General features: G+C 35.6%; 18 protein-coding genes. 16 read left to right on the top strand and 2 right to left on the bottom strand.

Annotation, left to right across the window (positions count from 1 at the left end; translation table 11 throughout):
- Positions 1–9: 9 nt before the first annotated feature.
- The 15 genes from accD (at position 10) to ACVWNY_RS08115 (ending at position 11,468) form a co-directional block, all read left to right on the top strand.
- Positions 10–888, top strand: a complete 879-nt coding sequence (accD, locus tag ACVWNY_RS08185) for an acetyl-CoA carboxylase, carboxyltransferase subunit beta (protein ID WP_218324970.1) — start codon at positions 10–12, stop codon at positions 886–888.
- Complete coding sequence (locus tag ACVWNY_RS08180) at positions 881–1,666, top strand: acetyl-CoA carboxylase carboxyl transferase subunit alpha (protein WP_218324971.1); 786 nt, start codon at positions 881–883, stop codon at positions 1,664–1,666. The genes accD and ACVWNY_RS08180 overlap by 8 nt, the downstream gene beginning before the upstream one ends.
- A gap of 142 nt (positions 1,667–1,808) precedes the next feature.
- Positions 1,809–2,630, top strand: a complete 822-nt coding sequence (locus tag ACVWNY_RS08175; protein WP_218324972.1) for a transporter substrate-binding domain-containing protein — start codon at positions 1,809–1,811, stop codon at positions 2,628–2,630.
- Positions 2,631–2,787: 157 nt separating this feature from the next.
- On the top strand, positions 2,788–3,633 hold the full coding sequence (locus tag ACVWNY_RS08170; RefSeq protein WP_218324973.1) for a transporter substrate-binding domain-containing protein: 846 nt from the start codon (positions 2,788–2,790) through the stop codon (positions 3,631–3,633).
- An 11-nt stretch (positions 3,634–3,644) separates the two neighbouring features.
- On the top strand, positions 3,645–4,334 hold the full coding sequence (locus ACVWNY_RS08165; RefSeq protein ID WP_218324974.1) for an amino acid ABC transporter permease: 690 nt from the start codon (positions 3,645–3,647) through the stop codon (positions 4,332–4,334).
- Positions 4,335–4,344: 10 nt separating this feature from the next.
- The gene (locus ACVWNY_RS08160) at positions 4,345–5,079 is read left to right on the top strand and encodes an amino acid ABC transporter ATP-binding protein (RefSeq protein ID WP_281419004.1); all 735 of its coding nucleotides are present in this window, start codon (positions 4,345–4,347) and stop codon (positions 5,077–5,079) included.
- A 130-nt stretch (positions 5,080–5,209) separates the two neighbouring features.
- On the top strand, positions 5,210–5,734 hold the full coding sequence (locus tag ACVWNY_RS08155) for a YqeG family HAD IIIA-type phosphatase (protein ID WP_218324975.1): 525 nt from the start codon (positions 5,210–5,212) through the stop codon (positions 5,732–5,734).
- Positions 5,735–6,844, top strand: a complete 1,110-nt coding sequence (gene yqeH / locus ACVWNY_RS08150) for a ribosome biogenesis GTPase YqeH (RefSeq protein WP_218324976.1) — start codon at positions 5,735–5,737, stop codon at positions 6,842–6,844.
- A 13-nt stretch (positions 6,845–6,857) separates the two neighbouring features.
- Positions 6,858–7,169 (top strand): ribosome assembly RNA-binding protein YhbY, encoded by a 312-nt coding sequence (gene yhbY / locus ACVWNY_RS08145; RefSeq protein ID WP_218324977.1) that lies wholly within the window; start codon positions 6,858–6,860, stop codon positions 7,167–7,169.
- 59 nt (positions 7,170–7,228) lie between these two features.
- A complete protein-coding gene (locus ACVWNY_RS08140; protein WP_218325441.1) occupies positions 7,229–7,825 on the top strand; it encodes a nicotinate-nucleotide adenylyltransferase in 597 nt (198 codons plus the stop codon).
- A complete protein-coding gene (gene yqeK / locus ACVWNY_RS08135) occupies positions 7,815–8,411 on the top strand; it encodes a bis(5'-nucleosyl)-tetraphosphatase (symmetrical) YqeK (RefSeq protein ID WP_218324978.1) in 597 nt (198 codons plus the stop codon). Before ACVWNY_RS08140 ends, yqeK begins: the two co-directional genes overlap by 11 nt.
- Positions 8,412–8,438: 27 nt before the next feature.
- Positions 8,439–8,777 (top strand): ribosome silencing factor, encoded by a 339-nt coding sequence (gene rsfS / locus ACVWNY_RS08130; protein WP_218324979.1) that lies wholly within the window; start codon positions 8,439–8,441, stop codon positions 8,775–8,777.
- The gene (locus ACVWNY_RS08125) at positions 8,777–9,505 is read left to right on the top strand and encodes a class I SAM-dependent DNA methyltransferase (protein WP_218324980.1); all 729 of its coding nucleotides are present in this window, start codon (positions 8,777–8,779) and stop codon (positions 9,503–9,505) included. Before rsfS ends, ACVWNY_RS08125 begins: the two co-directional genes overlap by 1 nt.
- A 34-nt stretch (positions 9,506–9,539) precedes the next feature.
- On the top strand, positions 9,540–10,679 hold the full coding sequence (locus ACVWNY_RS08120; RefSeq protein WP_218324981.1) for a nucleotidyltransferase: 1,140 nt from the start codon (positions 9,540–9,542) through the stop codon (positions 10,677–10,679).
- Positions 10,680–10,751: 72 nt separating this feature from the next.
- Positions 10,752–11,468, top strand: coding sequence for a YebC/PmpR family DNA-binding transcriptional regulator (locus ACVWNY_RS08115; RefSeq protein WP_218324982.1), 717 nt, complete (start codon positions 10,752–10,754; stop codon positions 11,466–11,468).
- Between the two features lie 36 nt (positions 11,469–11,504).
- On the opposite strand, the gene helD is transcribed toward ACVWNY_RS08115, so the two are convergent.
- Both helD and ACVWNY_RS08105 read right to left on the bottom strand, forming a co-directional pair.
- The gene (gene helD / locus ACVWNY_RS08110) at positions 11,505–13,784 is read right to left on the bottom strand and encodes an RNA polymerase recycling motor HelD (RefSeq protein ID WP_218324983.1); all 2,280 of its coding nucleotides are present in this window, start codon (positions 13,782–13,784) and stop codon (positions 11,505–11,507) included.
- 92 nt (positions 13,785–13,876) lie between these two features.
- Positions 13,877–14,419: a hypothetical protein gene (locus tag ACVWNY_RS08105; protein WP_218324984.1), complete on the bottom strand. Its 543-nt coding sequence runs from the start codon at positions 14,417–14,419 to the stop codon at positions 13,877–13,879.
- Positions 14,420–14,559: 140 nt separating this feature from the next.
- Between ACVWNY_RS08105 and thmT the strand changes: the two genes are divergently transcribed.
- Positions 14,560–14,739, top strand: a complete 180-nt coding sequence (thmT, locus tag ACVWNY_RS08100; protein WP_218324985.1) for a 2-hydroxymuconate tautomerase — start codon at positions 14,560–14,562, stop codon at positions 14,737–14,739.
- Positions 14,740–15,020: the final 281 nt, after the last annotated feature.

Genomic DNA, 15,020 nt, shown 5'->3' with positions numbered 1-15,020 from the left:
GGCAGTTAAGTGGGTTTATTTAATAAGAAGAAAAATTATATTCGAATTAATCCTAATCGCTATACCAATAGCCAAGAGATTGCAAAACCGGCTGTACCAGACAATATGTGGGCAAAATGTCCTAGTTGTAAACGAACATTGTATACAAAGGAAATCGGTGCTGAAAAAGTTTGTCCTCATTGTGGCTATAATTTTCGCATTAGTGCCTGGGAACGTTTGGCGTTAACCATTGATGAAAAAAGTTTAGAAGAATGGGATACTGGAATTATTGAAAAGAATCCGATTGATTTCCCAGATTATCCCGAAAAAATTGCTGAGACTAAGAAAAAAACAGGTTTAGATGAAGCTGTTTTGACTGGGAAAGCAACAATCGAAGGCACAGCTTTTGCTATTGGTGTAATGGATACTAATTTTATTATGGGTAGCATGGGGACTGTTGTTGGAGAAAAAATTACCCGTCTATTTGAGCGGGCCACCAAAGAAAAATTAGCTGTCGTTTTATTTACAGCTTCAGGCGGCGCGCGGATGCAAGAAGGTATTTTTTCTTTAATGCAGATGGCTAAAATCAGTGCAGCAGTTAAACGCCATAGTAATACTGGTTTGTTATATATCACAGTCTTGACTGATCCGACTACCGGTGGTGTAACAGCAAGTTTTGCAATGGATGGCGACATTATTTTAGCAGAGCCTCAAAGTCAAATTGGTTTTGCTGGACGGCGGGTAATCGAACAAACGATTCGACAGAAATTACCAGATGATTTTCAAAAAGCTGAATTTTTATTGGCCCATGGTTTTATTGATCAAATTGTCCCACGAACTGAATTGAAGTCTCGCTTAAAAAGCTTATTAGAACTTCATCAACAGGAAAGTTGGTGCCAAAATGAGTAAATCTGCAGGCGAAATTGTTAAATTAGCTCGTCATCAGGATCGCATTACCAGTCTAGAATTATTTGACCAAATTTTTACTGATTTTGAAGAATTTCATGGAGATCGTCGCTTTGGAGATGATCCGGCAATAGTCGGTGGTGTCGCTTACTTAGCTGGGAAACCAGTCACAGTAATTGGCGTTCAAAAAGGAAAAAATCTAAATGAAAATATGGCCCGAAATTTTGGTCAACCTAGTCCTGAAGGGTATCGAAAAGCATTACGCTTGATGCAACAGGCTGAAAAGTTTAAACGACCTGTTCTCTGTTTTGTGAATACACCTGGCGCATTTTGCGGTGTTGAAGCGGAAGAAAGAGGAGAAGGGGAAGCGATTGCGGCCAACTTATTATCAATGGCTGATTTAAAAGTGCCAATTATTTCATTGGTATTTGGTGAAGGCGGTAGCGGTGGCGCATTAGCTTTGGCATTGGCCGATGAAGTTTGGATGATGGAACACAGCATTTATGCCGTCCTTTCCCCAGAAGGGTTTGCATCTATTCTTTGGAAGGATGGCAAACGAGCGGATGAGGCTGCTGAGTTAATGAAAATCACAGCTCCAGAGCTTTTAGAGTTAGGTGTCATCGATAAAGTTATTCCTGAAACCTTTAAAGGTGAAAGATTAGCTGAAGAGAAAATTTCTCGAATGATTCAAAAAGCTTTGATTGAAAAACTAACAGAATTAACGCAACTTTCTATCAGTACTTTACTAGAAAGACGTTATGAAAAATTTCGTAAATTCTAACAGTCTCTTTATCGAGACTGTTTTTTTATACGCATATTAGAGATTAAAATAAATAATTATTCAATTTTATCTACATTTTGTGAAATTTTATGCTATAATCTTTTTATCTTAAAAAATGAAGGATAATAATGGAGGAAGTAAGATGAAAAAAAGTTTAGCGATTTTATTTATGGGATTAAGTATTTTTGGTTTAGCAGCATGTGGCTCAAGTGGTGAAAGTGGTGGCGACGGCGATCAATTATCACAAATTAAAGAAGATGGTGTCATCAAAGTAGCTACGTCACCTGACTATGCACCATTTGGCTTCCACACTGAGATTGACGGGAAAGATGAAATTGTGGGTGCAGACATTGACTTGATGGAAGCAATAGCTAAAAAAATGGATGTTAAAGTTAAATGGCTGGATATGAGTTTTAATAATGTACTAGCAGCTACTAAAGAAGGAAAAGCAGATGTGGCAATTTCAGCAATTTCAGTCACTGACGAGCGGGAAAAGAGTTTCGACTTCACAGATACTTATTATACTTCTCCACAAGCAGTAGTCATTAGAAAAGCTGATGCAGATAAATATACTGGCACAGATAGTTTTGAAGGAAAACAAGTTGGTGCACAAAAAGGGACAATTCAAGAAAACGTTGTGAAAGAACAGTTAACTGGATCCACATTAGTGGCAATTGAAAAATTACCAAATATTTTTGTGGAATTAAAGAATGGTTCATTGGACGGTCTAGTTACAGAAAAGACAGTTGCACAATCATATGTGGATCAAAATCCTGATTTGATGATTGCCGATATTGCTTTAGAAAGCATGAAAGAAGATTCCTTTTCGATTGCTGTACCTAAAGGAAATGAAGATTTAGTAAAGGAATTAAATAAATCCATTAAAGAATTACAAGATGATGGGCAAGTGGATGAAATGGTAGCAAAAGCGCAAGAATTAGCAAAAAAGGCAACGAACGAATAAAATAAATATACATTTAAAGCTGAATATAATAGATATTATTCAGTAATTAGTGAGAATAATTCAATAATTATACAACTTAATGCTTTTCTTTTGAAATTTTCATGCTATAATAAGTGCATTGAAAAAAAGAAGCTTTAAATTTTTAGGAGGAATTAGGATGAAAAAAATTACCGGCATCGCCATTGGTTTATTGGCATTAGTAACACTAGCTGCTTGTGGCAGCAGCAACGATAGTGGCACAGATAGTTCAGGAAGCAACAACACATCAAGTGAAGTAACATTAGATTCTATTAAAAAAGCGGGTGTTTTAAAAGTAGCAACTTCAGCAGACTTCGCACCTTTTGAGTTCCATACAATGGTTGACGGCAAGGACCAAATCGTTGGAGCAGATATTGATATGGTTAATGCAATTGCTGATGAACTTGGTGTAAAAACCCAAGTTTCAGATATGAGCTTTAATACAGTTTTAGCTTCTGTCAAAGAAGGAAAAGCAGATATCGCTGTTTCAGGGATTTCGGCAACTGCTGAAAGACAAAAACAGTTTGACTTTACAGATAACTACTACAATCCACCACAAGTAATTATTATCAACAAGAAAAATCAAGATACTTTAAACAGTATTGCAGCTTTTGACGGAAAACAAGTTGGCGCACAAAAAGGCTCAACCCAAGAAGATATTGTGAAAGATCAATTATCTGGCGCCAAATTAGTTTCTATCGATAAAGTACCAAGCATGATCGTTGAATTAAATCAAGGATCTTTAGATGGTATGGTAGTTGAACAAACCATTGCTGAATCTTATGTTGAACAAAATTCTGATTTAATGATTGCCAACGTAGAATTAAAAACAGATGATGACAATGCCTTTTCAATCGCTTTACCAAAAGGTAGCACTGAATTAAAAGATGAGTTAAATAAAATTATTGCGAAATTAATCAGCGAAGGAAAAATTGATGAATACGTAAAAGCGAACAATCAAGTCGCTGAATCAACAGAAGAATAGAGGTTAGGTCATTGGATTTTTCGTTTTTACATCAGTATTTAGGTTACTTTCTTTCAGGAGCCAGTATTACAATTGTCTTATCAATGTGTACTGTGGTTTTAGGGACATTGATTGGTCTTGTGATGGCTTTAATGAAATTAGCAAAAACAAAACCTTTAAATTGGCTAGCTAATATTTATATTGAGATTTTTCGTGGGACACCAATGTTGCTGCAAATCATGATTGGTTTCTTAGTCTTACAAGGGTTATTTCCTTCAAGAGATCTATCAGTAGGTGTGTTAACCGTTGATTTAGGTCGCTTGATTCCAGGTATGTTGGTTTTATCTTTAAACTCAGGTGCCTATGTGGCTGAAATTATTCGTGGCGGTATTATTGCCGTGAATTATGGTCAATCAGAAGCAGCCTATTCACTAGGTTTAAGACCAGCGCAAACGATGCGTTATGTGATTTTGCCACAGGCATTAAGAAATATCCTACCACCATTAGGAAATGAATTTGTGACTTTAATAAAAGATTCTTCTTTGCTGACAACGATTGGGATTAACGAATTAATGGGTGCAGCTCAAATTGTTATTTCAAATTCTTATATTCCGTTAGAACCTTACGTAGTTGCAGCAGGTATTTATTTTGTAATGACCTTTGTGACTTCCCGTTTGCTAGCTTTATGGGAAAAACGTTTAGGTCGCGGATATCAAAGATAGGAGAACAATTATGAGTGAAGCATTGGTTCAAGTAGAACATTTAAATAAAAAATTTGGTGATAATGAAGTACTAAAAGATATTTCGACTGAAGTCACACCAGGAGAAGTATTGGTTATCATTGGACCTTCTGGTTCTGGTAAAAGTACTTTTCTAAGATGTATCAATCTATTAGAAATACCAACATCTGGCACAATTAGATTTGAAGGTACCGACATTACTGATAAGAAAAATGATATTTTTAAAACACGGGAAAAGATGGGAATGGTGTTTCAACAATTCAATTTATTCCCTAATATGACTGTTTTAGATAATATTACCTTGTCACCGATTCGGGTAAAAAAAATGTCTAAAGATGCTGCTGAAAAAATTGCTAAAGAACTTTTGGTAAAAGTTGGTTTGTCTGACAAGGCAGATGCATACCCTCAGTCATTATCTGGAGGACAACAACAGCGGATTGCGATTGCTAGAGCTTTGGCAATGCAACCAGATGTGATGCTGTTTGATGAGCCAACATCTGCATTAGATCCTGAGATGGTTGGTGATGTTTTAGCCGTGATGCAGCAATTGGCTAAAGAAGGTATGACGATGGTTATCGTAACTCATGAAATGGGTTTTGCCAAAGAAGTTGGAGACCGGATTATTTTCATGGATGAAGGTGTTATTGTAGAAGAAGGAACACCGCAAGAAGTTTTTGATCAAACCAAAAATTCCAGAACCATTGATTTCTTGTCTAAAGTTTTATAGAATTTTTATTAAGAAGGACTCTTTTAACAGAGTTCTTCTTATTTTATTGCCACGATTGTGGAGTTTTCAAAGGATTTAAGTTATAATCAAGATTTGTAGATATGAAAAATGAAGAAATATAGGAGTTGCTATGTTCGAAAAATATAAACCAACCTGGATGGTTGAAGCAATATACCAAATTACTCCCCAACAATTGAAAGCAAGAGGCATAAAAGCCGTTTTAACAGATTTAGACAATACTTTGATTGCCTGGAATAATCCGAATGGGACGAAAGAATTATTAGACTGGTTGCAAGTGATGGCTGAGGCTGATATTCCAGTTGTCGTGGTGTCGAATAATAATGCTAGTCGGGTAAAAAAAGCCTTAGCAAGTTTTGAATTAGACTTTGTTTCTCGAGCGATGAAGCCTTTTGCCAATGGAATCAATGAAGCCCGCAAAAAATTAGGTTTAGAAAAATCTGAGATTGTCATGATTGGTGATCAAATTATGACTGATGTTCGCGGATCAAATGCTGCAGGTATTCGTAGTATTTTAGTGCGTCCAATTGTGGATAGTGATGCTTGGAATACGCAAGTGAATCGTTTTTTTGAACGTTTTATTATGAAACATTTGTTAAAAAAGAATCCAGATATGAAATGGAAGCGTGAAATATAAATGGAAGAAGAAATTTATTGTATTGGTTGTGGTGCAAAGATTCAGACAGAACATCCCAATCAACTAGGTTATACACCTCAATCAGCTTTAGAAAAGGGGTTGGCTAGTGGTGATGTTTATTGCCAGCGTTGTTTTAGATTACGTCATTATAATGAAATTCAAGATGTTCATTTAACGGATGATGATTTTTTACGTTTGTTAAATGAATTAGGTAAAACAGATGCTTTGATTGTTAATGTCGTGGATATTTTTGATTTTAATGGCTCCTTGATTCCAGGATTGCATCGATTTGTTGGCGACAATCCAGTTTTATTGGTAGGGAATAAAGTTGATATTTTACCTAAATCATTGAAAAAAAATCATTTGATTCAATGGATGAAAGAGCGTGCCCATGAAGAAGGTTTGCGCCCTGAAGAAGTTTTATTGACAAGTGCTAGAAAACCTCACGAAATGGAAAATTTACTAGCAAAAATCGAAGAATATCGCAAAGGCAGAGATGTCTATGTTGTGGGAGTTACCAATGTGGGTAAATCAACTTTGATTAATCAAATTATTAAGCAAAGTGCTGGTGTACAAGATTTAATTACCACATCACAATTCCCTGGAACTACATTAGACAAGATTGAAATACCTTTAGACGATGGTCATTTCTTAATTGATACGCCAGGAATTATTCATCGACATCAAATGGCGCATTATTTAGGCAAAAAAGATTTGAAAATTATTGCCCCGCATAAAGAAATTAAACCGAAAGTGTATCAATTAAATGCTGGTCAAACATTATTCTTAGGTGGTTTAGCACGGTTCGATTTTGTTAGTGGAGAGAAAGCCTCTTTCATTGCTTATGTATCAAATGATATTACGCCGCATCGTACTAAATTAGAAAAAGCGACTGAATTTTATGCAAAACATGTGGGAGTATTATTACAACCGCCTCGACCAGATGAAGTCGCTGAATTTCCTGAATTGGTTCGTTTTGAATTTTCGATTAAGGAAAAAACCGATATTGTATTTGCTGGATTAGGTTGGGTAACTGTTTTAAAACCAGCAGTAGTTGCTGGTTGGGCACCTAGAGGAGTCGACGTATTGACTCGCAAAGCATTAATTTAAAAGGAGTTTATTCATGGAATTAAGAGGAAAACAAAAACGGTTTTTAAGAAGCCAAGCGCACCATTTGAATCCGATCTTTCAAATCGGAAAAAATGGTCTAAATGAAGAAGTATTGGTACAAATAGCAGAAGCATTGGAAAAACGTGAATTAATAAAAATCAGTTTGCTACAAAATACTGATGAAGTGGCTGAAGATGTAGCGACAGTTCTTGAAGCTAAAATTCATTGTGAAGTTGTTCAAATTATTGGTCGGGTATTGGTTTTATTTAAACCTTCCAACAAAGAAAAATATCAAAAAATTTCTCGTGAAGTAAAAACTATTTAATCACAGGAGGCATTATTGTGTTTCAAACGAATGTAGTTACTTTTCCTGAAGTTGTTCCAATGACGAAAGTGAATGGCAAAAAAAGACAAATCGGTTTAATGGGTGGGACTTTTAATCCGATTCATACCGCGCATTTAATGGTGGCCGATCAAGTAGGTCAAAAGCTGGGATTTGATGAGGTTCATTTAATTCCGTCGTATCTTCCTCCTCATGTAGATGAGAAAAAAGCAATTGCCAGCCAACATCGATTAAAAATGGTAGAATTAGCAACGGAAGACAATCCTAATTTAGTGATTGATCAAAGAGAATTGCGACGTCAAGGAAAAAGTTATACATATGACACGATGAAAGAATTAATTGCTGAAGATCCAGAAGCAGATTATTATTTTATCATTGGTGGCGATGAAGTAGCTTATTTGCCTAAATGGTATAAAATTGATGAACTGGTTCAAATGGTTCATTTTGTAGGTGTTAGCCGCCCAGGTTATCCGCAAGAAAGTAATTATCCAATCATTTGGGTAGATGTTCCTCAGATTCAGCTGTCTTCCAGTTATATTAGACAACAAGTCAAGCAAGGTTGTTCTATTCGATATTTAGTGCCAGAAAAAGTCAGAGAATATATTGCGGAAGAAGGATTGTATTTAGATGAATTATAGCAAAAATTATTCAGCAATGGATCGCGAAGCTTTGATGCAGCAAGTACAAATGCGAATGAGTGAAAAACGCTTCAAGCATGTTTTGGGTGTGGAAGAAATGGCTATTTTATTGGCGGAAAAATACGGTGTTTCAACTGAAAAAGCTAGTATCGCAGCACTGACTCATGACTATGCTAAAGAACGTAGCGATGAAGAATTTTTATTAGAAATTGAACGCCAAAACTACCCTGATCAAGCTATGTTAAAAAAATTTGGAAATGCCATTTGGCACGGATTGGTTGGTGCAGATTTTGTTGAGCGGGAATTAAAAGTTCATGATGTCGACATTTTAGAAGCCATTCGACTTCACACTACAGGTGCTGCCAACATGACTGATTTAGCTAAAATTATTTATTTGGCTGATTATATTGAACCTGGAAGAGATTTTCCTGGAGTAGAAGAAGCACGGCGTATTGCATTGATGGATTTAGATCAAGCAGTCGCCTTTGAGACAAAACACACATTAAGTCATTTAATCGAAAATGAAAACCCGGTCTATCCTAAAACGTTAGAAACTTATAACCGTTTTGTTGCCGGTCAAAAATAGGAGGGAATCACCATAGATAGTAAACAAATGTTAGAAACAGCAGTAAAAGCAGCCGATTCAAAAAGAGCTGTTGATATCGTTGCTTTGGATGTAAGAGAAGTTTCTTTATTAGCGGATTATTTTATGATTTGCCAAGCGAATTCAGATCGTCAAATTAACGCAATAGTGGAAGAAATTGTCGATAAAGAGGAAGAAAACGGCGCTACAGTTAAACGAATTGAAGGTAAAGATGGCGGGAAATGGGTCTTAATCGACTTAGGCGATTTAATCGTTCATGTTTTCAGCCCAACCGAAAGAGAATTCTATAATTTAGAAAAACTTTGGTCAGATGCACCATTAGTGAATATTTCTAACTGGTTAGATTAATGGCGTATGAAACTTTTGCTTTTGTCTATGATGAAATTATGGATGAAACTTTATATGATCAATGGTTGGCCTTTACTAAACGTCATTTAACCAAGGGACAAGAGAACATCTTAGAACTGGCTTGCGGTACCGGAGATTTAGCGGTGAAATTTGCTGAAGAAGGTTATCAAGTGACCGGTTTAGATTTGTCTGAAGAGATGTTGACAATTGCCAGCCAACGAGGCATCGAAGCAGATCTAGCGATTCAATGGATTCAAGGTGATATGTTGGATTTAAAAGATATTGGTACTTATCAAGCAGTGACTTGTTATTCTGATTCTTTATGCTATATGAAAAATGCTGAGGATGTAGTAAAAGTATTCCAAGGGGTATTTGATTTATTAGAAAAAGATGGCACTTTTATTTTTGATGTACATTCCACTTATCAAATTGATCAAGTCTTCCCAGAATATAGTTTTCATGATCAAACCGAGGAGTTTGCCTTTTTATGGGATAGCTATCCCGGAGAGGAACCTCATAGTATCGAACATTTTTTAACTTTTTTTGTAAAAAAAGGTGAACTGTTTGAACGCTTTGATGAGTTACATCAAGAAAGAACTTATTCTTTGAATACCTATCAAGTAATGTTAGCAGAAGTGGGCTTTAGTTTTGAAGTTTTTGCAGACTTTGAAGATGAGAATCCTAAAGAAAATAGTCAACGATGGTTTTTTGTTTGTCATAAGAGCTAGACTTTTAGTCGGCTCTTTTTTGTGAGGTGAGAATTTGAAAAGTTGTGGCATTATTGTAGAATATAATCCATTTCATTATGGGCATGCGTATCATGCAAAAATGGCGCGAAAATTATCTGGTGCTGAGATAATCATCGCAGTCATGAGTGGGAATTTTTTACAACGAGGAGAACCTGCTATCTTAGATAAGTGGGATAGAGCAGAAGTGGCGCTAAGAAATGGCGTCGATTTGGTTGTGGAATTACCTTTTTCATGGGCAGTTCAATCAGCTGACTATTTTGCAAGAGGCAGTGTTAAAATGCTGCAATCCCTGCAGTGTGAAGCACTTTGTTTTGGAACGGATGAGGAAAATGACTTTGATTACCAAAGTTATGGCGATTTTTTTAATCAACATCAAGTTGAAATTGACAATTATTTTAAGAGCTTACCAATTGATTTAAGTTACCCTGAAAAAATGGCTCAAACAGTTCGACATTTTTTACCAAAACTGGCTGAATTTCCACCGAATCATATATTGGCGTTAAGCTATGCGAAGGAAAATGCAAAGTATGCAAAACCAATGACATTATTCCCTTTAAAGCGACAAGGACAGGGCTATCATGATAATCAATTGATGGTGCAGAGTTTTGCTTCGGCAACTGGAATCCGGCAAGCAGTTAACTTAGGAAACGATTTTTCAAATTTTGTACCGGAACTAACTGAAAAAAAATTATTTGATTATCATCTTAGCTGGTCTGATTTTTGGCCATACCTTTATTATCAGTTAAAAGTCAGCACACCAAAGGAGCTAAAAATGCTTTATCAGATGAATGAAGGCGTTGAATTTCGTTTGTTGAATCAATTGCGACCAGATTTTTCTGATTATTTAGCTGGAATTCAAACCAAGAGATATACGAAAGCACGACTTCAGCGTTTATTAGTCTATACTTTATTGCAAGTAAAACCAGCTGAGATTGCCTATGAACAAGAAAATTCACTGCTACATATTTTAGGCTTTACAGACGCAGGAAAAAAATATCTCAATCAGCATAAAAAAGATTTTACTTTGCCGATGGCAGCTAAAATAGGTAAGCAGGAGCAAGCCAATCATTTGTTAACTTATCGAAGTGATCAAATTTATCAGATGCTTCATCCAGTAGAACAAAATCTAGGGCGTTTTCCGTTGCAAGTATAAAAAAGACTATGCAAAAAAAGCGTCAGTCGTTATAATAGATGAGTATGAAATTAACGAAAGTGAAGTGAAAATATGGGACGCAAATGGGCCAATATCGTAGCAAAAAAAACGGCTAAGGATGCCAATAATAGCCGAGTATATGCAAAATTTGGAATTGAAATATATGCAGCAGCAAAATCAGGTGATCCTGATCCCCATGCTAATCAAAAATTACGTTTTGTTATCGAAAGAGCAAAAACATATAATGTGCCAAAACATATTATTGATCGTGCAATTGAAAAAGCTAAAGGCTCTGGTGATGAAACATATCAAGAACTACGTTATGAAGGATTCGGTCCCAATGGTTCAATGGTAGTAGTCGATGCATTGACAAATAATGTCAATCGAACAGCTGCAGATGTGCGGGCGGCTTTTGGTAAAAATGGCGGGAACATGGGTGTTTCTGGCGCTGTTTCTTATATGTTTGACAACACAGCATTGTTCGGTTTTGCTGGCGAAGATGCTGATGAAATTCTTGAATATTTAATGGATCAAGAGATTGATGTCAGAGATGTTGTCGCTGAAGATGGTCAAATTATTGTTTACGGAGAGCCTGAAGATTTTAACAGTATCCAAACGGCTTTAAAAGAAAAAGGAATTGAAGAATTTTCAATTGCTGAAATGCAAATGATTCCTCAATCCGAAGTTATTTTAACTGGTGATGATTTAGAAAAATTCGAAAAAATGATTGATGTCTTAGATGAATTAGAAGATGTTCAACAAATTTACCACAACGTAGAACTAGACTAAGCAAAAAGGAATGAGTTTTTAAGCTCATTCCTTTTTTTATACACTTTTTACTTCAAATAAACCTTCTGGAATTTCCTCTAATAATGGACTTTTTTGTCCTACAACTAATAAATTTAATTCATGCATCGCTCGGGTACAGACAGTATATAAAATCAAATTATCTTGCTCTGTTTGATAATTATCTGGTGAAACATTCCAAGCAAAGACTCGATCAAATTCTAACCCTTTCGCTAAATAAGTTGGAATAATAATCAGAGATTTCTTCATAAAATCTTCTTCGTCAGTTAGCAGCTGAACATTTTCTTTTTGCGCATCACTTAAAGAATCATATAAGTCCTGACATTCTTCAGCAGTTTTGGCGATGATAGCAGTACGCCAATATTTGGCTACTTCGACCGTATCAGTTAATTCTTGGGCAATCCGGGCAATCATCTCATTTTTTTTAAGTGAAAAGTACATTTTAGGTAGATCACCTGCTCGTGCTGTCAGCTTTACACGATTTTCTTGAGTCAAAAATTGATTGGCAAAATTGGTAATTTCTTCAGTCGAACGGTAACTAGTAGTCAATTCAAAATGCCGAATCGTTTGATCACTAAATATTTCTGCTAAAGATTGGACCATGCTTTCATTACCAAATACTTTTTGATTTAAATCACCGCATAAAGTGTAGGTTGCATTAGGATATAAATATTTTAAAACGGCTACTTGCGCAGGTGAAAAATCTTGCATTTCATCAATAAAGATGAAGCGGGCTTTTTGATTTACTTCCAAAGGATAGATAGCTTTCATTAGAAGGAAAAGCAAATTACCATCTTCTAAACTAATGTCTTTATTTTTAAAATCTTGAATCAATTCCTTTAGCATCATTTGCCAATCGGATCGACTTAATTGGTAATGGGACAAAAGGTTATTTGGTATATTCTGTAAGAAATGTAAATACTGTTTCGCGTAATTTACAAAGGTGTAGCGGTTAATTTTTCGACGAATGCCTTTGAAACGACGGTTCACAACTTTTTGTAGCATTTGACGTCGTAATCGTCTCTCAGCCTTTTCAGAGTCTTCCATATTGGGATTGTTAACAAAAGCTTCTTGAATTAGGTCTTCAGCAGCTTCTTTGGCCCAATCTTTTTTCATTTCGTCTTTAACAAAACCACCGATTTTTTTAAGTAGTTTTGTTTGTAACAATTGCATTCGTTGATACATTGGTAAAGCAGGATTGGTTTCTTGGTACCATGAGCGAATTTGTTTTTTTGAGATTAACGTTTGCTCGCCAATTTTTAAGTCTCTAAAGAGTGGCCCTAGATCAGTAATCTGTTGCGTATATTTTTCTAAAGCAGTAACAATCATTAAACTACTTTTTGCTCGTAAAATACGATCATCTTGTCCCGATAAAAAGACTTCTTCATGACTCTCTTCTGTATGGATGGCATAATTTGGTAATAGTTTAGTTAAAAATGTTTTAAAGGTCTCAGTTGGAATGCCACTTTCTCCTAAAGAAGGCAGGACAGTCGACACATACTCTGAAAAGATATGGTTCGGTGAAAACAATAAGACTTGATCATTTTCTAACCACTTACGGTTACTATAAAGTAAATAGGCCACTCGTTGTAATAAGGCAGAAGTTTTTCCGCTACCAGCAATTCCTTCCACAACCAAAACTTTGCTGCGGTTGTCACGGATAATTTCATTTTGGGCTTTTTGAATAGTAGCAACAATGTTTTTCATGTGATTGGAAGAAGCTTCATCTAAAATTTCAAGTAAGAAATCATCGTTGATGGCTTCCGAAGTATCCACCATTGATAGAATTTCACCGTCGCGAATTTTAAATTGTCGTTTTAAGATTAATTCGACTGGGATGACTGCATCATAACTTTCATAACTAGTGTCACCTAATTCTCCTTCATAATAAAGGTTAGCGATTGGTGCACGCCAGTCAATGACGATAGTCTCCTCTTGGCGATCTCTTAAAGAGGCGATACCTAAATAAAGGGTCTCTTTTCCAGCATCTTCTTGAAAATCTATGCGGGCGAAATAAGGATTCCCACTCATTAATTGTAAAACTTTTTGGCGTTTTTCTAAGGCAGCCAGTGTTTGATAGCGAACCAATAGTTCTTGTTCGTGTTGGCGGTTGTCAGCCATGGAATCAGCTAACGCTTCAAAGGAACCAGACTGAACTCTTTGACCAGCGTTTTCCATCATGGAAGCATCAAATGTCTGTTTACTTTTAGCAGTTCTTTTTTTTAAAATTTGATCTTCTTGATCAATAATCTCTAAGGTATTTAATAGATGTTGTTTCTCTAATTCTCTTGCTTGCATCTCATGTCCCCCTTGTGCTAACGGCTATCAAGTATAGCACATCTCAAGCAAAATAAAAAAGAGAAAACCTAAATGGTTTTCTCTTGATAGAATTATCTTTTAGCAAAGTAGCTATCTAAAACTAAATAACCATCTTGAAAAGCTTGTTCATCAAAAACTATTTCCGAAATTTGGGTTTTATTTTGTAAGAAAGTAGCTGATGTAACGGATGTTTTTTTAATAAACCAAGTTTTGAATAATTGGTTAACTAAAGTTATTCGCGCACCTTCATTCTCACTGTAAATGAAAGTACTAGCTTTTGTTAGGTCCTTGTATAAGTCAACATCCAATACCAGTTCTTGGCAGCAATATTTTTGATTTAAAAGAGATTTTAGTGGCACCTCTTGATAAACAATTTGTAATAAAGTTTCTCCAAGTTCATTTAAGGTTTCGGCCTTTTCAAATAGTTGGTCAAAGGTCGTTTGATAAATCTCGTTGCCATATAAAAAACGTTTCACTATTTTATTTGTAAAGGTTTGTTGATCGACAGCTGATTGTCCTTCTTTTTCTAAGTGTGTATTCAGTGCTTTTAAGTATGCAGACATGACCATTTGTAAACTCTTTTCAAAATAAATACCAGTATTGATTTGTTTCATTTAAAACATCCTCTCGAAATAAGTTAATTTTAGCTTATCATCTCCAGCAGAAAAATGATTGAAGAAAAGACTGAAACCTTATTTCCTTAAAAGATAACGAGTGTTAAAATGAAATTATTAATTTAAAAGGGGAGATTTGTATGCCATTTGTACACATTGAATTAGTCGAAGGTCGCACGCAAGAACAATTAACCAAGATGATGGAAGATGTAACTGAAGCAATTTCAAAAAATGTTGGCGCACCAAAAGAAGCAGTGCATGTTATTATTACTGAATTGGCTAAAGATCGATTAGCACAAGCAGGAGAATGGAAAAAATAAGTATCAATTAATACTTGCATTTTTTTTGAAGACATGTTTATAATGTTACATAAATTGATTGATATGAAAGACAACAGATCTTGTTATTTGTTTTAAAGAGAGGAAAAGCTAGGCTGAGAATTTTCCAACAAAACTTGAGATGACCACTTTCTTGACCTTTGTTAAATGCAAGGGCGGATACAGCACCGTTATCGCTTAGAGGAGCTTCGGCTCAAAGATTAGGTGGAACCACGTTGATTCGTCCTAGTGTCATGCAGACACTAGGACTTTTTTTATATCAT

Source organism: Enterococcus sp. JNUCC 77 (assembly GCF_054819945.1).
The sequence above is the reverse complement of the archived record's forward strand: the minus strand, read 5'-3'. Positions and strand labels throughout refer to the sequence as shown.